The sequence below is a fragment of the Niveibacterium microcysteis genome (genome assembly GCF_017161445.1).
GTDB lineage: Bacteria > Pseudomonadota > Gammaproteobacteria > Burkholderiales > Rhodocyclaceae > Niveibacterium > Niveibacterium microcysteis.
The window spans coordinates 658402-677621 of the sequence record NZ_CP071060.1 but is presented as its reverse complement, the minus strand read 5'-3'; the positions used below and the strand labels follow the sequence as shown (position 1 = coordinate 677621).

The following is a 19220-nucleotide window of genomic DNA, read 5'->3' as shown; positions in this document are numbered from 1 at the left end:
ACTCCCTGATCGTCCGCGCACGCGACCCCGCGTGCCGGACATGGCACACGGACAGCGCAACGGGGAAACGAGCAGGCAGGGCGCAAAGCGCTCAGGCTGATCAACCGACACCCCGCGGCCTGTCCTCCAGCGCAAACACCCTGCTGACACAAAGGCGCTTGCGGATGTCTGACGGGCCGGTATCCGGGCTTGCGAGCGGGCGCATGTGCGCCGGCCCTGCGTCGCCTTCCCGGGAACAATCCCAGTGGCCGATGACGCCGGGCTCTCGCCTACCGTTGCGGGGGCAGCACAGGAATAGTCCGCATGCGGACGCACCTGTTTCCCGTTTAACCCTGGCGCGCGACACGCCGGGGCACCTTTCAGACGAAACTCCGGCCGCAGCCGGAGTAAGCGCCGCAGTTTAACATTGCCGCTTTCGCGTCGCAGCAAAGGTTTCTCCGATGATCGAACTGGTACTCGGCGGTGCGCGCTCCGGCAAGAGCCGCCACGCAGCGCAACGGGCCGCCGCCGGCGCACTGCCGGTGACGCTGATTGCCACCGGGGAAGCGCTCGACGAAGAGATGCGCACGCGCATCGCGCGCCACCGGGCCGAACGCGACCCGCGCTGGAAGACCATCGAGGCCCCGCTCGACCTGCCACGCCAGCTGATTGTTCAGGCCCGCCCCGGCAACTGCGTGATCGTCGACTGCCTGACGCTGTGGCTCAGCAACCGCCTGCTCGCCGCGCCAGACGACGCCGGCGATGCCGCGGGGGAAGCTGCGGCAGCCGAGCTGATCGCAGCACTCAAGCGCTGCGGCGGACATGTGATCCTCGTCTCGAACGAAGTTGGCCTCGGGCTGGTTCCCGAAACACCCCTCGGGCGCGCCTTCCGCGATGCGCAGGGGCGACTGAATCAGGCAGTGGCCGCGATGGCGCAGCGCGTCGTGTTCGTTGCGGCGGGTTTGCCGCTGGTGCTGAAGGGCTGAGGCAAGCGCCAAGCGCACGCTTCACCCGGCGCAAAGGCTGAACGGCCCCTGCGTGCTAGCATCCGCCCCCTTCTGCCCGCCCCGGAATTCGTCCGCCATGTACGCCGATATCACTTCGCCCGACACCGCGCTGAGCGCGGCACTGCAAGCCCGCATCGACGGCAAGACCAAGCCGCCGGGCAGCCTGGGGCGAATCGAAGCGCTCGCAGCGACGATGGGCCTGATCCAGCAGAGCACGTCGCCCTCCGTGCGTGCGCCACATATCGTCGTGTTCGCCGGCGACCACGGTGCGGCAAAGGTGGGCGTGTCGGCCTACCCGCAGGATGTGACCTGGCAGATGGTGGCCAACATGCTCGCTGGCGGCGCGGCGATCAACGTGTTCGCACGCCAGGCCGGCATCGCGCTCTCCGTGGTCGACGCCGGGGTCGCACGCGAGCTTTCCGATCTGCCCGCCACCGGAGCAGACGGCACCCGTTTCGTGCGCGCGAAGGTCGCCGCCGGCACCGCGAACTATCTCGACACCGCCGCGCTGAGCAGTGACCAGCGCGACACCGCGATCGAAGCCGGTGCGCGGATCGTGCGCGAGCTGGCGGCAGCCGGCTGCAACACGATCGGCTTCGGAGAGATGGGCATCGGCAACACCGCGAGCGCATCACTGATCACCGCCGCCCTCACCGGCGCTCCGCTGGCCGACGTGATCGGACGCGGCACCGGGCTCGACGACGCGGGCCTCGCACGCAAACACGCGCTGCTGGCCCAGGCTTGGCAGCGCGCTGGCGCACCCCGCGATGCGCTGACCGTGCTGGCAGAGTTCGGCGGCTGCGAGATCGCGATGATGGTGGGGGCATTCCTTGAAGCCGCGCGGCAGAAGATGACCGTCGTCGTAGATGGTTTCATCGTCACCAGCGCCTTGCTGGTCGCTAACGCGCTCGCCCCCGCGGTGCGCGACTACTGCGTGTTCGCACACCGCTCGCAAGAGCCAGGTCACACCACGCAGCTGGCGCACCTTGCTGCGCAACCGCTGCTCGAACTCGATCTGCGGCTCGGCGAAGGCACGGGCGCGGCGCTCGCGATACCGTTGCTGAAGACGGCTTGCGCCATGCTGGCCGAGATGGCGAGCTTCGAATCGGCTGGCGTGAGCGGAAAATCCGCATAGCTGCGTGAGCATGCTGCGCTGGAATCTCGAACTCTTCTTCACTGCGCTGGGCTTCTTTACGCGCATCCCGGTGCCGCGCTGGGTGCCGTATTCGCCTGAGCGGCTGAACCACGCGGCGCGCTGGTTTCCGGCGGTGGGTTGGGTCGTCGGCTGCGTTGCAGCCGCCAGCTTGTGGCTCGCGGCGCAGGTATGGCCGCTGCCGGTGGCGGTGCTGATTTCGATGGCGATATCGATCCGCCTGACCGGTTGCTTCCATGAAGACGGCCTCGCCGACGCCGCCGACGGCCTGGGCGGCGGCTGGGAGAAGGCGCAAGTGCTCGCGATCATGAAGGATTCGCGGCTCGGCACCTATGGGGCGGTGGCACTGGGTCTTGCACTGGCCGGCAAATTCGCGCTGCTATGTGCGCTGGGCGCCGACAAGGCAGCGCTTGCCTTGCTCGTAGCACACCCGTTTTCGCGGCTGTGCTCAGGCACCTTGATCCGCCTGATGGACTATGTGCGCGAGGATGCACAGGCGAAAGCGAAGCCGCTCGCGGTACGCATGTCGAACGGCGAATGGCTGCTGTCGCTCACCTTTGGTGCCGCGCCCCTGATATTGCTCGCGCCGCGCCCCGCACTGGCGGCCTTGTGCGCAGGCGGACTCATCACGCTGTGGTGGGCACGGGTGCTGCACCGCCGGCTCGGCGGCTACACCGGCGATTGTCTCGGCGCGACGCAACAGCTGACCGAACTCGCCTGCTACCTCGCCTGGACGGCGGCATGGACCTCCATCTGATTCGTCACCCGGAAGTCGCGGTGGCGCCCGGCACCTGTTACGGCGCCAGCGACGTACCGCTCGCTGCGCCAATCGATGCGGCCGTCGCGCATCTGCGGCCCCTGCTGCCGACCGCCGCGGCGCTGTTCGCCAGCCCTTTGGCGCGCGCGCGCCTGCTGGCCGATGCGCTGGGCGAGCCGGTCATTGATGAGCGCCTGCGCGAAATCAGCTTCGGCGATTGGGAGTTGCAGACCTACGAGGCCATCGGCAAGGCCGCGCTTGACCGCTGGGCCGACGATCCGCTCGACCACCGCCCGCCCGGCGGCGAGTCGGCCTCCGAGATGAGTGCCCGCGTGCTGGCGTTCTTGAACGAACTGCAGGCAGAACGGCAAGGCGAGGCCGTCGTCATCGTTGCCCACGGCGGGCCGCTGCGCGTGATCGCCGGCCATCTGCTCGGGCTGCCGCCAGCGCGCTGGCTGACGCTCGATTTCGCTCACGCGCGCCTGACCCGCATCCAGGTCGAAACCTGGGGCACGACCCTCAAACTCTTCAACCGCTGACTGCGTGCTATCGTCGGCCCCATGCTGCTGACTGACCCGATTCCGCTTCACGAAGTACGCCGCGTGCTGGTGATCAAGCTGCGTCACCACGGCGACGTGCTGCTTACGGCCCCCGTGCTGCACGCACTGAAGGCCCGCGCGCCGCACTGCGAAATCGACACGCTGGTGTATCAGGAAACCGCGCCGATGCTGCAGGGCCACCCTGCCATTGCGCAGCTGCACGGCATCGATCGCAACTGGAAGAAACTCGGCCCGCTCGGGCAGGCCGCGGCGGAGCTGGGGCTGCTGAGGCGGTTGCGCGCACGCAAGTACGACCTGGTGCTGCACCTCACCGACCACCCGCGTGGCGCCTGGATCGCGCGCCTGACGGGGGCACGCTGGGCCGTCGGCCCCGCCCGCCCGGCACGCGGCCGGATGTGGCGCAAGGCGTTCAGCCATCTGCAGGGCGAGCCGATGAACGCCCGCCGCCATACGGTGGAGCGCAACCTCGATGTGTTGCGTCGAATCGGCCTCTACCCCGAATTGCACGAGCGCGTGCTATCGATCCACCCCGGCGCGAATGCCGACATGCGTGCGGATGCACTGCTGCGTGACGGCGGTGTTGAGGCTGGCCGCTTCATCGCGGTGCACCCGGTCTCGCGCTGGATGTTCAAGAGCTGGCCGGCAGAACACGTCGCCGAACTCTGCGGCCGGCTACAACGTGCCGGCTGGAAGCTCGTCTTCACCTGCGGGCCGGACGCCGACGAAAAGGCCTTTGTCGCACGCATTCTCGAAGCCTTGCCCGAACCGGCACTGAATCTCGGCGGGCAACTGAACCTGCGCGAACTCGCGGCCGTGATCGGTCGCGCCCGGCTGTTCTTCGGCGTGGATTCGGCGCCAATGCACATCGCTGCCGCGCAGCAGGTGCCTACGGTGGCCTTGTTCGGCCCCTCCGGCGAGCTGGAATGGGGCCCGTGGGGCGTACCGCACCGCGTGGTCAGTAGCCAGATCCACCCCTGCCGCCCGTGCGGCATCGACGGCTGCGGCGGCGGCAAGATCAGCGATTGCCTCGTCCAGCTGCCGGTCGATCAGGCCTGGGCTGCCGTGCAGGATCTGCTCAACGACACCGGCGGCACGCCGGTGGTGCACCTGCAGCGCGCGTGAAGCTCGCCCTCGTCCGCCAGCGCTACACCGCCTTCGGCGGCGCCGAGCGTTTTGTCGAGCGCGCGATTGCGGCACTTGGCCGCGACGACATCGAGATCACATTGCTGACACGGCGCTGGAGCGGCGAGCCCGCTTCGAATCTGCACCTGCGCAAGCTCGACCCTTTCCACATCGGCCGCACCTGGCGCGATGCGAGCTTTGCGCGCGCCGTGCAGCACGAGATCGCCAGCAGCGATTTCGATCTGGTGCAGTCACACGAACGCGTGCCCGGCTGCGATATCTACCGCGCCGGCGACGGCAGCCACCTCGGTTGGCTCACGCATCGCGCACGTGCCCGTGGCAAGCGCTTTGACGCACGCTGGTGCGGCCCCTACCACCGCTACACGCTGGCCGCCGAAGCAGCGATGTTCCGCCACCCGAAGCTGCGTGCGGTGATCTGCAATTCGCGCTTCATCCAGCGCGAGCTGATGGAGTTGTTCGGCCTGCCCGCAGAACGCTTGCCGCTGATCGAGAACGGTGTCGATCAGCAGCGCTTCCGCCCCGCGGGCGCCGACGAGAAGCGCGCCGCGCGCGTCATGTTCGGCTTGCCGGCGGATGCCGCCGTGCTTGGGTTCGTCGGCTCTGGTTTCGAACGCAAGGGGCTCGCCGCGGTTATCGAAACGCTGCCGCGCGACGCCCATCTCGTGGTCGCTGGCAAGGACAAGAGCGAGCCGCACTACCGGCGCATGGCGCAGCGCCTGGGCCACGGCAATCGGGTGCACTTCCTCGGCCCGCAGCAAGACGTTTCACCGATCTACCGTGCCGCCGACGGTTTCGTCTTCCCCGCCATCTATGAACCCTTCGGCAACGTCGTGCTGGAAGCCATGGCCAGCGGCCTGCCTGCGATCACCTCACCGAGCTGCGGCGCTGAATCGCTGATCGAACACGGCGCCAACGGCTGGCTCGCCGACGCATTCGACCGTGAATCGCTGCGCGCCGCGCTAGCCGAGTTGATGACTACGATCGACTCACCAGAGCGCCTCGCCGCCATCGCCAGCGCCGCGCGCCGAACCGCCGAGCAGCAAACACCCGAGCGAATGGCCGAGGGGCTGGTGGGGCTGTACCGGCGATTGCTGGGTAACTGCCTGGACATGTGACGCAGTTGGGTGGGCGATCCTCGGCGCTTGGCCAGAATGGAGCCCCCCCACACTCCTTACAAACGCGTCGAATCGCGTCGCGCCCGCCATGCAGCAACTCTTGTTAGTGTTGGTTTTCGTTGCCTTTGCCGTTTCCGCCCCAATCAAGGTGACTGCGCTTTGCGCGACACTGCTGCTGCTGATCACGCTCACGGTGGTGGCAGTAACTCACGCGGTGGCCGGCGTATCCACAACCGTCAGTTCGGCGTTCAAGGCCGTCTTCCTGTCGCTTTGCTTCCTTGCCATCTGGCTGCTGACGCTGCTCAGCTATGTCAAGGGAAGCGGCAGTGCCAGCTTTCATAACCTTTCGCTATTGATGCTGCTTGCAAGCCTGTTCGGGGCCTTTGTCATGGGTTTCAAGGTGGCGCTGCCATTGAGCTTCAGCTCCAGCGCAATCGTCGCAGTGCTGTCGGCGGGGATCTCCGGTGCGTTGATCTGGGGGGCCCGCAGCTACCTCTAGATCAGACGATCGCAGGCGGCCCTGCCGCGCTTACAAGCGCTGACGACTGCGCCTGACCCAATCGCACCGGGTCGGGCAGACCCCTCCGGTATAATCCGCGCCGTCTTTTGCCCCGGGGGCTTCATGTCTCAATCCACGCAGCTCTATCGCCGCCTGCTGAATTACGTTCGCCCATACAAGAAGGCGTTCGTCGCGGCGCTGTTCTGCATGATCATCGCCGGCACGCTCGAGCCAGCGATGGCCAAGCTGCTGCAACTGATGATTGACGAGGGCTTCACTGCGAACGCCTCGGCCAAGGTGTTCTGGTACCCAGCGGCCATCGTCGGCGTGTACTTCATGCGCGGCGTGCTGTCCTTCCTCACCGACTACGCGATGGCGTGGGTCGCCAACAAGGTGCTGCTGGATCTGCGCAACGAAATGTTCGCAAAGCTGATCCGCCAGCCAACGCCCTTCTTCGACAACCGGCCGGCCGGCCTGCTGATGTCGAAGGTCGCCTATGACGTGCAAGGGGTGCTGGACGCGTCGACCAACGCGGTGAACACGCTGATCGGCGACGCGATCAAGGTAATTGCGTTGTTCGGCTTCCTGCTCTACCTGAACTGGCAGCTCACGCTGATCGCATTTGTACTGGTGCCGCCGGTGGCGCTGGCGGTGCGCGCGTTCTCGGGCCGCCTGCGTCGCATGACGCGCGGCTCGCAGGAATCGATGGGCCTGATCAACCATGTGCTGGAAGAAGCGATCGGCGCGCACAAACTTGTAAAGGTGTTCGGCGGCCAGGTCTATGAATCGAGCCGTTTTCTGAGGGCCACGCAGCAGCTGCGCGGTTTCAACATGAAGGGCACCGTCGCCGCTGCAGCGCAAGGGCCGATCGTGCAGACGCTCGCGGCAATCGGCATCGGCAGCATCATTGCCGCGGCGCTGTGGCAGGGCCAAAAGGGCGGCCTCACGGTGGGCGAGTTCAATGCCTTCATCGTCGCGATCGCACAACTGGTGCCAGCGATGAAACGCCTCACCGATGTGAACGCACCGCTGCAGCGGGGGCTGGCGTCGGCCGAAAGCGTGTTCGAGCTGATCGACGCCGATACCGAATCGGACACCGGCACGCGCGAACTGGGTCAGGCGCGCGGCGATGTGCGCTTCGAGCAGGTGCGCTTCCGCTACCCCGGTGCCGCGCGCGACGCGCTGGACGGCATCGACCTCGCAATCCGGCCCGGCGAAATGGTCGCGCTGGTCGGCCAGAGCGGCAGCGGCAAGACCACCATCGCGAACCTGCTGCCGCGTTTCTACCCGGTCAGCGGCGGCCGCATCCTGCTCGACGACATCCCGGTGGAGGACGTTCGGCTGGAAAGCCTGCGCGCCAACATCGCACTCGTCAGCCAGGAGGTGGTGCTGTTCAACGATTCCGTGGCGAACAACATCGCCTACGGCGCAATGAGTGGCGCCACGCGCGCCGAGATCGAGGCCGCCGCAAAGGCCGCCAACGCTTACGAATTCATCATGCAGATGCCGAACGGTTTCGACACCGAGATCGGCGAGCGCGGCACCAAACTCTCCGGCGGCCAGCGGCAACGCCTGGCGATTGCGCGCGCACTGCTGAAGAACGCGCCGCTGCTGATTCTCGATGAGGCGACGTCCGCGCTGGACACCGAGAGCGAACGCGCGGTTCAGGCCGCGCTGGATGCGCTGATGAGCGGCCGCACGACACTGGTGATCGCGCACCGGTTGTCGACGATTGAACGCGCCGACCGCATCGTCGTGATGGACCGCGGCCACATCGCCGAGACCGGCACCCACGCCGAACTGCTTGCACGCGACGGTCTGTACGCCAACCTCTGGCGCATGCAGTTCCGGCAGGACGACGACACCAACGGAGCCACCTGAGCATGTGCGGCATCGCCGGCTACTTCGGCACCCGGCCGCTCAGCGGCGCCGCGGCCGAAGCCATGTTTGCCGCGATCGCGCGGCGCGGCCCGGATGCGAACCACGCCGTGTGCTGGCGCGACGGCCAACGCGGCAGCGAACCCGCCGGCGCGCAGCGCGCGTTGATGCACGCACGGCTGTCGATCCGCGATCCTCGGCCGGAAGCCGACCAACCGATGGGTAATGCCGACGGCAGCCTGTGGATTTGCTACAACGGCGAGGTGTACGGCTGGGAAGACGAGCGCCGCGCGCTCGAAGCACAGGGCGCAACCTTCCGCACCACCTCGGATACCGAGTTCATCCTGCGCGGCTACGAGGCCTGGGGCATCGAAGCACTGCTGCCGAAGTTGCGCGGCATGTTCGCCTTCGCACTGCTGGATCTGCGCAGCGGCACGCTGCATCTGGTACGTGATCGCATGGGCCTCAAGCCGATGGTCTATCACCATGACGAAGCGAGCCGCACGCTCGCCTTCGGCTCTCTGGTGCGCAGCGTGCTGCCAGCAGTGCCGCCGGCCGAACGCGATTTCGACCCGGAAGGCATCGACGCCTACCTCGCCCATCGTACGATCCCGGCGCCGCGCACGGTGTTCCGCGCCATCCGGCGATTGGAGAACGCCCATCGGATCGAGTTCGACCTCGCCAGCGGCCGCCTGACAAAGCGCCGCTACTGGCAGCCGACACCCAACGGCCGCGACCCGGCCGAAGTGCTGGACGAGGCCGTCCGCCTGCGCACCGTGGCCGATCGCCCCGTGGGCGTGTTCCTGTCCGGCGGCATCGACTCGTCGGTCGTCGCCAGCCGGCTCGCGCTGCAGGGCTATACCAACATCGAGAGCTTCACCGCCGGCTTTGACGACGCGGCGATGGACGAAAGCGCGCTCGCCGCGCAGATCGCCGCGTCGCTGGGTCTGCCCAACAACCGCATCGCCATGGCGAGCGATGTGTCCGGCGATTTCGAACAGGTCGTCGCCGACCTCGACGAACCCTTCGCGGACCCCTCGGCCTTCCCGACCTGGGCGCTCGCGCGCGAGGTCTCGAAGTCGGTCAAGGTGGTTTTGTGTGGCGATGGCGGCGACGAGATGTTTGCGGGCTACAAGCGCTACCGGCAACATCTTCGCTCCGCCTGGCGGCGCCATCTGCCGGCGGCCGCGGCGCTGCGCCCGGCCGGCAACGTAACGCCCGGCAAAGCCGAACGCCTGCGCCTAGAAGCCTCTCTGTCGTGGCCAGACGCCTGGTCGCTGCGCTTCTCCGGTTTCTCCGCCACCGAGCGCGAGGGCCTGCAGCCGGTACTCGGCCGCGTTCCAGCACATCGCTGGCGTGCCGCCGAGATTGGCAACACCGATCCGCTCGGTATGCTACTGGAGCTGGACCGCCTGAACTACCTGCCGGAATACATCCTGCGCAAGGCCGACCTGACCACCATGGCGCACGGCCTCGAGGGTCGCGCGCCGCTGATCGACCATGTCTTTGTCGAATCGCTGGCGAGCCTGCCAAGCGGACAACGCTTCACGCAGCCGGCCAAGGCCTGGCTCGCCGGGCGCTGCCCGCCCTGCCAATCGCTCGGCCTGCTGACGATGAAGAAGCGCGGCTTCAACCCGCCGATCCGCGCGCTGGTGCGCGAGGGCCTCGCCGCCCGGCTGCCCGGCTTCGGCGCGCGTTTGTCCCACGCCAGCGATGGCCAGCTTGATGCCGCGGCAATCGAACAGTATGTAGAGGCCTGGCGCAAGGACGGCAGCCTCTCCGAGGGGCTGCTGCAGTTGCTGATGCTCGACGAGAGCCTGCGCCAACTCGGTCGGCTGCGGAGCGCCATTCATGGCTAGCCGCGGCTTTGTGCGCGCATTGACGGTGCTGCGCGCACTGCCAACCGTGTTGCACAACCGCATCGCCCCCGCGGGCGGCGACACCCCGCGACGCATCCTGATCGCGCAGTTGCTGCTGCTGGGCGACACGCTGATGCTCGCACCACTGATCGCCAAACTGCGTGCGCGCTACCCGGCCGCGCAGATCGTACTGACCTGCCCGCCAAGCTTCCTGCCGCTGTTCGCGACGCGACCGTGGGATGTCGAAGCCCTCGGTTTCGATCTGCGCGACGCTGCGGCACTACCGCGGCTGCGGGCAAGCGGCCCGTTTGACCTGGCCGTGGTGCCAGCCGACAACCGCTTCTCTTGGCTGGCGGCGGCAGCGGGGGCACGGCACATCGTCGCCTTTGCCGGGGACGCGCGTTGGCGCAAGAACCTGCCGGTGACCGAATTCCGTCCGCTGCCAGTTGCACCGTCCGCTTTTGGCGACTTTGCCGCGACGCTGGTGGACGGCGACCCGCCGCCGCCCTATCGCGTTGGCGACTGGCCCGCGCCCGTTGCGCGTGAATTCGCCCGACCAATCGAGCCCTACGCCGTGATCCACCTCGGTGCCAGCAGCCCGCACAAACTCTGGCCGGTCGAACGGTGGCGTGAAGCCATTGATTACTTGCAGGGGCAAGGTCTGAACGTGGTACTCGCATGCGGGCGTGGCGAGGAGAAATTGATCAACGAGGTCGACCCGGCGCAGCGATGCCCGCGTTACGCCGGCACGCTCGACCTCGCGCAGTACTGGGCATTGCTTGCCAAGGCGCAGGTACTGCTTTGCCCGGACACCGGCATCGCCCATCTCGCACGACTCGCCGGCACACCCACTGTCACGCTGTTCGGCCCCGGTTCGCCGGTGTTGTTTGGCGCCGGCGAGTTCTGGCGCAACATGCCCTACGCCGGACTCTGGGAGCCGGATATCGCATGCCGTAACCAGCAGGCGGTATTCGAAAAACCGCTGCCCTGGGCCCGCCAGTGCTGGCGCACGCCGGCACAATGCGGCAATCCAAAGTGCATCCGCGCAGTGTCGCTCGATACGGTCCGGGTCAGCCTTGAAACCCTCCTCGCAAACGGACGTCGCGCTCAACCATGATGGCACCGGACGCAAACCCTTCGACGATGCAGCGTTTCATCGAAACCACCAGCCTCGCCGCGTTTGCGGCCCTGCTCTTCTTGTGGTCGGTGCCGGATGTGATTGCCGCCCGCAACGCGCTGCTGGCTTTGCTGCTGGTGCTTGCGCTGCTGCTGAAACCGGACTTTTCGCAACTCAGCGCCTGCTTGCGACAACGCAGCGTCGCAATCCCGCTGCTCGCGCTCACAGCCTGGATCGCACTGCATTGCGCGGTGCTCGCCTGGAACCCGGGGCGCGCGTGGCATGAAGCGGCCCAGTGGTTCAAGGCGGTGCCAATCTTCGCGCTGGGCGTTGCGCTCGGCCAGGGGCCGGGCTGGCGAACCCAGCCGAATCGCGTGTCGGCTTGGGGTGGCGCCACGGTCGTCGCCTACCTGATCTATCTGATCTTCCAGGTGATCTACAAACCGTGGGATCTGCCGGCGCCGGCGGGCCAGATCCTGCTGCAAACCACCCGGATCGGCTCCCGCGATCTGGCCAGCTACTTGGGTACCGCATTGGTCGCGCTGCAACTGGCCGACTTAGTCGCCTATTCCGCACGCGGCCGCGGTCTGGTGAACGGGCCGGTTTGGCTACGCGCGCTTGCACTGATCGCCGCCACCGCACTTACGGTTGCAACGATGACGCGCAATGCGCTGCCGATATTGCTGCTGCTCGGCGTAATTGCGGCCAGCGCATTCATCGCAACCCGCCCGCGCCAGACGCGACTGCGCGCCATTGCGCTGGTCGCCGTGGCGGCGGTACTGCTCGCCAGCGGCATCGCGATCAACGTGAAACACGACGCGCGCTGGGCCCGCTTCGCAACCTCAGTCGCGATCGGGCTCGACATCGAACACCAGAAGGCTTGGCTCGCACAGGAGCAAACCCCGCTGCCGCTGAACGCACAGGGCCTGCCGGTCGACGACTCGGCCTACATGCGCACCGCCTGGATGAAAGGCCTTCTGACCGAGATCGCGCGACATCCGCTCGGCGTAGGCTACGATCGCAACGCCTTCGGCAATGCGCTGCGGGCCGACTACGGCAAATGGGTCACCACCGGCCACGGTCATGCAGGCGTGTTCGATTTCACCGTTGGCGTCGGTATCCCCGGCGGCCTGCTGCTACTCGCCTTCTTTGTCGCGCTGGCGGCAGCCGGTTTGCGGCGCTGGCGGGACGATCGCGATGCCGCCGGCCTCGCCTTGCTGCTGTTCGTCGTCTCCTATGCGAGCCGCGCCTTCATCGATGGCATCGTGCGTGACCACATGCTGGAGCAGTTCATGCTCATCGCCGGTCTGCTGCTGGCGCTCGCCCACACCAACAAGGCCCAACAGGCATGAAGAGCATCCTCGTCATCCGCCGTGACAACATCGGCGACCTCGTCTGCACCACGCCGCTGATTCACGCCTTGCGTACGCGCTTCCCCGATGCCCGGATCGATGCGCTGGTCACGAGCTACAACCTGCCGGTGGTGTCGCGCAACCCGGATCTGGACGAGGTCTTCGCCTACACCAAGACACACCACCGCGTGCGCGGCAGCGAATCGGCGTTGGGGGTGCTGTGGAAGCGCGCGCGCCTGATGTACCGCCTCCGGCGGCGCCGCTACGACTGCGTGGTGCTTGCGAACTGCGGCTGCATGCCGCGCCCGGTGCGACTCGCGCGCCTGATCCAGCCTAAGCATGTGGTCGGCTTCACCGAGGCCGGCAAGCCCTGGGCGCGCCACATCGACATGGGCATCCCTGTCGAACGCCGACCGGAACATGAGGTGGAAGAATTGTTCCGGTTGCTGACGCCGCTGGGCATCACCGACAGTGCGGGGCCACTTGTGGTGAATGCAGATGCCGAAGCCACCACTGCCGCAGCACGTACGCTGCGCCAGCAACGTTGGTCGCGCGCGCGCCCCACGCTGGCAGTGCATATCAGTGCGCGGCTGCCCAGCCAACGCTGGCCGGCGCAACGCTTCATCGACACGCTGAGGACACTGGGGGGCGCAGGCGACTTGCAGTTCATGCTGTTCTGGTCGCCTGGCGACGAGAACAACCCGATGCACCCAGGCGACGACGGCAAGGCGAACGAGATCATCGCCGCCCTCGGGGCCGACTTCCCGATGCTGCCGTGGCCCAGCAACAGCCTCGACGAGCTGATGGCGGGCCTTTCGGTGTGCGACGGCATGCTTTGCAGCGACGGTGGCGCGATGCACCTGGGCGCATCGCTCGGTCTCCCGATCGCGGCCCTGTTTGGCAAGTCGGATGCGACGCGCTGGCACCCCTGGGGTGTCGCCCATGAAATCCTGCAACCGACGAGCCTTGAAGTGGCCGACGTGACCGCGCCGGAAGCTTTGGCAGCGCTGGCACGTCTGCGCCCGGCGATCGACGCACGGGCTCGCACGCGCGGCGTACTGAAATGACACCGCGCAGCATTCTTGTCGTGCGCCGCGACAACATCGGCGATCTGGTTTGCACGACGCCGGCCATCGCAGCCCTGCGCCACGCGTTTCCCGACGCGCGCCTGGCTGCCTTGGTCAATTCGTACAACGCCGACGTGCTCGCCGACAATCCGCATCTCGATGCGGTCTATGCCTACACCAAGCTCAAGCATCGTGAGGCAGGGCAGAGCGCATTCGGCGCAGTGTGGGCGCGTGCGAAGCTGTTGCACACAATCCGCCGCGAGCGCTTCGATGTCGCGATCCTGGGCAAATCATCGTGGGACAAGCACGGCCTGCGTCTCGCGCGGCAATGTGGCGTTGCGCGCACGATCGGCTTCGCGAGCCCCGACAGCCGTGCCCGCCAGCCGGATGTCGCCTTGCCGCCCCCCGATCCGCTGATCCATGAGGTGGAGGCGGTTGCGCAGTTGCTGGTGCCCTTGGGTGTGAAGACTTCGCCCGGCCCCTTGCAGGTGTTCCCGGACGTCGCGCTGGCCGCAAACGCCGAAGCGCGTTTCGCCGCGCTTGGCAAACGCCCGCGCCTGGCCTTGCATTTGTCCGCCCGCGAAGCCACGCGACGTTGGCCCGCGGAGCGCTGGATCATGCTCGCGCACGCCGCAGCGTATGCCGGCTGGGGCATCGTGCTGTTCTGGTCGCCCGGCGCCGCGGACGATCCGCGCCATCCGGGTGACGATGCATTTGCCGCCGAGATCGCTGCTGCACTCGAACAGATCCCGTTCGTCGCGTGCCCGACGCATGGGCTGCGCGAACTCGTCGCCGCGTTCTCACGCTGTCACGCCTTCGTCGGCGCCGACGGTGGCGCGCTGCACCTCGCCGCTGCCGCAGGGCTGCCCATGGTCGCACTGTTCGAGAACTCACCGCTCAAGACCAAGCACTGGTATCCGTGGCAAATCGCCCACGAGTTGCTGTGCGGCCCCGAGGCCAGCGTTGCCGGCATTGAACCGGAGCGGACCATTCTCGCACTGAGCAAATTACCCAAGCGCGAGCTGACGTCCGCGTAGGTAACGTCAGCTGCGCTGAACGGCGCTCCAGGCCGGCGCAGGCGCCATTGCACTACGCGGCAGGTGCGCGCGTGACCAGTTCGCGAGTCCCCATTCAAGCTGCACACTTACCGGCGCACCGCGCAGCTCGCGCGGCAGCGCGTGGCCGAGGAAGGCCAAGGCGTCCGTAAGTGCCTGCGGCGCCGGTTGCTCGGCCACCGCCAACGCAAGCGTCTGCTTCGAGAGCTTCTCGCCAGCCTGATTGCCGGCGACGGGCAGGTGCAGATAGTCCGGACGCCGATAACCTAACAGCTGCTGCAGAAAGAGCTGTCGCGGGGTGGAATCGAGCAGATCGGCTCCGCGCACGATCTCCGTGACCCCTTGCTCGGCGTCGTCCACAACCACGGCCAACTGATAGGCCCAGACCCCATCGGCGCGAAGCAGCACGAAGTCGCCGACCTCGTGTTCGATATCCTCGCAAACCCGCCCCTGCAGCGCGTCATCAAAACAGATCTCGCCGGGCGTTGTGCGCACCCGCCAGGCGCGAGCTTCGCGCCCTGGCGCCAACCCGCCCCGACACGTTCCGGGGTAGCGCAGAGCGCCGTCGCGTGCGCGTACGGTTGTCGAATCAGCGATTTCCTTGCGCGAACACGCGCACGGATACACCAAGCCCAACGCACGCAACCGGTCAAGCGCGGCCTCGTAGCGGTCGCCGCGCTGGCTCTGCCAGACGATGTCGCCATCCCACTCGAGGCCGAAGCGAGCGAGGTCTGCGATGATTGCGCGATCGGCCCCAGGCACGATGCGGGGCGTATCGACATCCTCGATCCGCAGCAACCAGCGCCCACCGCGCGATCGCACATCCAGCCAGCTGCCGAGGGCGGCAACCAGCGAGCCGAAATGGAGCGGACCGGTCGGCGACGGCGCAAATCGGCCGATGGGTGTGATGGCAGGCGCAAACGGGTACATAACGGACATTTTCGAGCCTGGCGGCAGGCGGCATACTTTGCGGCCGGACTGTATCACCCCCACGCATGGTCACCGACACCTCCTCCCCCGACACGCCCCTCGAACAGCGCCTGCTGATCGAGCGCGTTGCGCTGCTTGGCGAGAGTTGCCGCGTGGCAAGCCTTGGCGGCGTGATTGCAGTAGTGGTGATGGCGGCAACGCTGTGGCCAACCGCCGGTGCCCTCGCGACCACCGCCTGGGCCTTGGTGATGGCGGTTCTGGTGTTGTCGCAACTTGGTTTCCACCGCGTGATGTGCGCCCCCGATCTGCAGCCGCTGCGGGCCGAACGCCTCGAACAGCTTTATCACGCGCGCAATGCGCTGACAGGACTCGGCTGGGGCATCACGATCTTCTTTGTCGCCCGCCCTGACGACCTCGTCATACTGGGAACCGTGATCCTCATCGTCATGACAGTGGCCCTGGCCAGCGCCGGCACGCAGGCCGTCAGCCGCATGAGCTTCTTCACGATCGTCCTGCCCAGCCTTGCACCACCCGTCGCCTTGCTGATGATTCAGCCGCCACCCACGCTACCACTCGCCGGCTGGGGCTTGCTCGGCTACCTGCTGCTGCTGTTCGGCCTGCACGGCGCCTTCAATCGCATCCTGGTCGGCACGCTTCAGCGCCGGCTTGAAAGCGAAGCGCTTGCGCGCGAGCAGCAGGTGATCTTCGATACCGCCGCCGAGGCGATCGTCCTCGTACGGGGGCCGCATATCGTCAAATGCAATCAGCGCTTCCTCGAACAGATGCGCTGCCCGGCGGCAGACGTGGTCGGCAGTCCAATGTGGATCTGGCATCTGAATGCGGACGACTGGTCGCAGCACAGCGAAGCGGCATTGCACGCCTTCCGGGAGGCGCGCCCCTACACCTACGTGGCACCCATGCGGCGGCGGGATGGCAGTGCGTTCCGCGCCGAAATGACGGGTATGCCGGTGAGTGCTACGCACCCGGAGGCCGGTATGGTGTGGATGGGCTCGGATATCACCGAGCGGCTCGAGACCGAGACCGCGCTGCGCATCAGCGAAGAACGCTTCCGCCGGCTGATCTCGATGTCGTCCGACCTGTACTGGGAGCAGGACGCCGACCTGCGCTTCACCCATCTCTCCGGCGCCGGCATGGAGCGGATTGGCGCCGCGTTGCAGGACTGCATCGGCAAGCGGCGCTGGGAAGTCGCCAAGATCGAAGGCATCGCACCCGAACAATGGGCCAAGCACAAGGAACAGCTCGAAGCGCATGAGCCCTTCCGCGATCTGGTGTTCTACGTCACGCGCTCGGACGGCACCCGGCTATGGTTTTCCACCAGCGGCAACCCGGTGTTTGACGAGGACGGTCACTTCGCCGGCTACCACGGCATCGCCAGCGACATCAGCGATCGAATGCGCAACGCAGAACGCTACCGCCACCTTGCTTACCACGATCCGCTCACCGGTCTGCCCAATCGCCGCCTGCTGGCAGACCAGCTGGAACAAGCGATCGCGCAGGCAAAGCGGCGCGATGGCCTGGTCGGGCTGATGCTGCTCGATCTGGACGACTTCAAGATCATCAACGATTCCGATGGTCATGCCGTCGGCGACGCCGTGCTCGCCACGATCGCGCATCGCTTGCGCCTCGCCGTGCGCGATTCCGACACGGTCGCCCGGGTCGGGGGCGACGAGTTCGTCATCCTGCTGCCCGAAGTCGACGGCCCGCAGGCAGCCGAAGCCGTGGCGGCCAAAGTTCTGGAGGCGGTGCGCGAACCGGTTACTTCAGACCAGCGTGACTACCTTCTGGGTGTCTCGATCGGCATCGCGCTCTACCCGACGCATGCCGGCGGGGGCGAACTGCTGATGCAGCGCGCCGATGCCGCCATGTATCGCGCGAAAACCCTGGGCGGCCGCAGTGCAGTATTCGCCAGCGCGCCAGCGGACAACTGAGAAGGTCGTCACTCATACGCGCATCGCGATAGCGGCCGCGAAAGCGCCCTCCATTCACCATCCGGCATGCAGGGAGGTCATCCCGCTGCTCGCCCCGACGATCCCGCACCGGAATCGGGATACCCTTTGTCTTTTGCATCAGGAGGCATTCTGTGCCGCAACTACCAAGTGGCCGCCGGATCGGCCTATCCGCTGACAGCGTATTTGAACGGGTGCTCGCAGCCGACCCGGAAACCCTTAACGAGATCCGGAGCACGGTTCACGACCCGCGTGACCTGTTGCCGTTGATCGATCTGGTCGAGTTCATCCCGACCGTCGGCGCCAAGGAGCCGGGCGTGCCCAGCGCCACCGGCCTGGTCGCCGCCGATATGGGTAGCGAGCGCTGCAACTGGCCGGCCGCTGATCAGGACGCCCTGCGCGACTGGCTCAATTCCGCTGCAGCAGAGGAATGGCTGGAAGACCGTTTCGACGAGCTCGAAGCCGCGCTCGAGGATCAGGAAGACTGAGGGCGCGCGCGGCACGCCTGCCATGCTGCACGCCGGACATCGGAAGCACCGCAGCGTCATCCACCCCATCGCACCAACAAAAAGCCCCGCAGGCGGTGTGCCGTGCGGGGCTTTCTTCGGCGCCGCCAAGTGCTGGCGACGAAGTCGTGCTTAGACGTTGAACAGGAAGTTGAGCACGTCACCATCCTTGACGACGTATTCCTTGCCTTCGGAGCGCATCTTGCCCGCCTCTTTCGCGCCCGCCTCGCCCTTGTAGGCGATGAAATCGTCAAAGGCGATCGTCTGGGCGCGGATGAAACCCCGCTCGAAATCGGTGTGGATCACGCCAGCGGCCTGCGGTGCGGTGTCGCCCTTGTGGATCGTCCACGCGCGCACTTCCTTCACCCCTGCGGTGAAGTAGGTTTGCAGGCCCAGCAGATCGTAGCCGGCGCGAATCAGGCGGTTGAGACCCGGCTCGTCGTAGCCAAGATCGGCGAGGAAGGCCATCTTGTCCTCGTCTTCCAGCTCCGCCAGCTCCTGCTCGATCTTCGCGCACAGCGCGACGACCGGAGCCCCCTCCTTGGCTGCATGCTCGCGCAGGCGGTCGAGGTAAGGGTTGTTTTCAGCGCCGTCTTCCAGCACGTTGCCGACGTACATCGCCGGCTTGATCGTCATCAGGCACAGCGGCTTGAGCAACACCTTGTCGTCGTCGGACAGATCGAGCGTGCGAACCGGCTTCCCCTCGTTCAGGTGCGGCAACACCTGCTCAAGCACCGCGACCAGCTTGCGTGCATCCTTGTCCCCCGCCTTGGCCTTGTTCGTGTCGCGCTTGAGCGTGCGCTCGACCACAGCAAGGTCGGCCAGTGCGAGTTCAGTCACGATGGTCTCAATGTCGGCGATCGGGTCGACGCGGCCATTCACATGCACCACGTTCTCGTCATCGAAGCAGCGCACGACGTTCACGATCGCGTCGGTTTCGCGGATGTTCGCGAGGAACTGGTTGCCAAGGCCTTCGCCCTTCGAAGCGCCAGCGACCAGGCCGGCGATGTCGACGAACTCAACGATCGCGGGCTGAATCTTCTGTGGCTTGACGATCGCGGAAAGCTGCGCGAGACGCGGATCCGGGACCTCAACAATGCCGACGTTCGGCTCGATGGTGCAGAACGGATAGTTCTCGGCCGCGATGCCCGCCTTGGTCAGCGCGTTGAAGAGGGTGGACTTGCCAACGTTGGGCAGACCGACGATGCCGCACTTGAGGCTCATGATTTCAACTCTTTCAAAAGCGAACCGCGCATCACGCGGGTCGGGACGCGAA

At 66.6% G+C, this 19220-nt stretch carries 17 protein-coding genes and 1 riboswitch; of the genes, 15 read left to right on the top strand and 2 right to left on the bottom strand.

What is annotated here, in order from left to right; genetic code table 11:
• Nucleotides 1–157 precede the first annotated feature (157 nt).
• Nucleotides 158–375, bottom strand: a riboswitch (cobalamin riboswitch).
• A gap of 65 nt (nt 376–440) precedes the next feature.
• The 13 genes from cobU to JY500_RS03060 all read left to right on the top strand — a co-directional run bounded on the left by cobU (nt 441) and on the right by JY500_RS03060 (nt 14523).
• Entirely contained in the window at nt 441–965 is a 525-nt protein-coding gene (gene cobU, locus JY500_RS03120; RefSeq protein WP_206255046.1) for a bifunctional adenosylcobinamide kinase/adenosylcobinamide-phosphate guanylyltransferase, read from the top strand.
• A 97-nt stretch (nt 966–1062) separates the two neighbouring features.
• Entirely contained in the window at nt 1063–2121 is a 1059-nt protein-coding gene (gene cobT / locus JY500_RS03115; protein WP_206255045.1) for a nicotinate-nucleotide--dimethylbenzimidazole phosphoribosyltransferase, read from the top strand.
• Between the two features lie 13 nt (nt 2122–2134).
• Nucleotides 2135–2896 carry an adenosylcobinamide-GDP ribazoletransferase gene (locus tag JY500_RS03110; RefSeq protein WP_206256393.1) on the top strand — a complete coding sequence of 254 codons (762 nt, stop codon included), beginning with the start codon at nt 2135–2137 and terminating at the stop codon, nt 2894–2896.
• On the top strand, nt 2881–3435 hold the full coding sequence (gene cobC, locus JY500_RS03105; RefSeq protein ID WP_206255044.1) for an alpha-ribazole phosphatase: 555 nt from the start codon (nt 2881–2883) through the stop codon (nt 3433–3435). Before JY500_RS03110 ends, cobC begins: the two co-directional genes overlap by 16 nt.
• 21 nt (nt 3436–3456) lie before the next feature.
• Nucleotides 3457–4578, top strand: a complete 1122-nt coding sequence (gene rfaQ / locus JY500_RS03100) for a putative lipopolysaccharide heptosyltransferase III (protein ID WP_206255043.1) — start codon at nt 3457–3459, stop codon at nt 4576–4578.
• Entirely contained in the window at nt 4575–5714 is a 1140-nt protein-coding gene (locus JY500_RS03095) for a glycosyltransferase family 4 protein (RefSeq protein WP_206255042.1), read from the top strand. The genes rfaQ and JY500_RS03095 overlap by 4 nt, the downstream gene beginning before the upstream one ends.
• Before the next feature lie 88 nt (nt 5715–5802).
• Nucleotides 5803–6213, top strand: a complete 411-nt coding sequence (locus JY500_RS03090; protein WP_206255041.1) for a hypothetical protein — start codon at nt 5803–5805, stop codon at nt 6211–6213.
• Between the two features lie 123 nt (nt 6214–6336).
• On the top strand, nt 6337–8094 hold the full coding sequence (gene msbA / locus JY500_RS03085; protein ID WP_206255040.1) for a lipid A export permease/ATP-binding protein MsbA: 1758 nt from the start codon (nt 6337–6339) through the stop codon (nt 8092–8094).
• A 2-nt stretch (nt 8095–8096) separates the two neighbouring features.
• Nucleotides 8097–9950 (top strand): asparagine synthase (glutamine-hydrolyzing), encoded by a 1854-nt coding sequence (gene asnB / locus JY500_RS03080; protein ID WP_206255039.1) that lies wholly within the window; start codon nt 8097–8099, stop codon nt 9948–9950.
• Nucleotides 9943–11067 (top strand): glycosyltransferase family 9 protein, encoded by a 1125-nt coding sequence (locus JY500_RS03075; RefSeq protein WP_206255038.1) that lies wholly within the window; start codon nt 9943–9945, stop codon nt 11065–11067. The genes asnB and JY500_RS03075 overlap by 8 nt, the downstream gene beginning before the upstream one ends.
• Before the next feature lie 26 nt (nt 11068–11093).
• Nucleotides 11094–12419 carry a hypothetical protein gene (locus JY500_RS03070; RefSeq protein WP_206255037.1) on the top strand — a complete coding sequence of 442 codons (1326 nt, stop codon included), beginning with the start codon at nt 11094–11096 and terminating at the stop codon, nt 12417–12419.
• Nucleotides 12416–13486 (top strand): glycosyltransferase family 9 protein, encoded by a 1071-nt coding sequence (locus JY500_RS03065; RefSeq protein WP_206255036.1) that lies wholly within the window; start codon nt 12416–12418, stop codon nt 13484–13486. The genes JY500_RS03070 and JY500_RS03065 overlap by 4 nt, the downstream gene beginning before the upstream one ends.
• A complete protein-coding gene (locus tag JY500_RS03060) occupies nt 13483–14523 on the top strand; it encodes a glycosyltransferase family 9 protein (protein ID WP_206255035.1) in 1041 nt (346 codons plus the stop codon). The genes JY500_RS03065 and JY500_RS03060 overlap by 4 nt, the downstream gene beginning before the upstream one ends.
• A 6-nt stretch (nt 14524–14529) precedes the next feature.
• Here JY500_RS03060 and gluQRS read toward each other — a convergent pair whose 3' ends face one another.
• Nucleotides 14530–15480: a tRNA glutamyl-Q(34) synthetase GluQRS gene (gene gluQRS, locus JY500_RS03055; RefSeq protein WP_246479772.1), complete on the bottom strand. Its 951-nt coding sequence runs from the start codon at nt 15478–15480 to the stop codon at nt 14530–14532.
• Between the two features lie 56 nt (nt 15481–15536).
• On the opposite strand from gluQRS, the gene JY500_RS03050 reads away from it, so the two are divergent.
• Both JY500_RS03050 and JY500_RS03045 read left to right on the top strand, forming a co-directional pair.
• The gene (locus JY500_RS03050; protein ID WP_206255034.1) at nt 15537–17420 is read left to right on the top strand and encodes a sensor domain-containing diguanylate cyclase; all 1884 of its coding nucleotides are present in this window, start codon (nt 15537–15539) and stop codon (nt 17418–17420) included.
• A 152-nt stretch (nt 17421–17572) separates the two neighbouring features.
• Complete coding sequence (locus JY500_RS03045; RefSeq protein ID WP_172200979.1) at nt 17573–17926, top strand: hypothetical protein; 354 nt, start codon at nt 17573–17575, stop codon at nt 17924–17926.
• A gap of 150 nt (nt 17927–18076) precedes the next feature.
• Here the strand turns inward: JY500_RS03045 and ychF are convergent, their stop codons facing one another.
• Nucleotides 18077–19168: a redox-regulated ATPase YchF gene (gene ychF, locus JY500_RS03040; protein ID WP_172200982.1), complete on the bottom strand. Its 1092-nt coding sequence runs from the start codon at nt 19166–19168 to the stop codon at nt 18077–18079.
• Between the last annotated feature and the right edge of the window lie 52 nt (nt 19169–19220).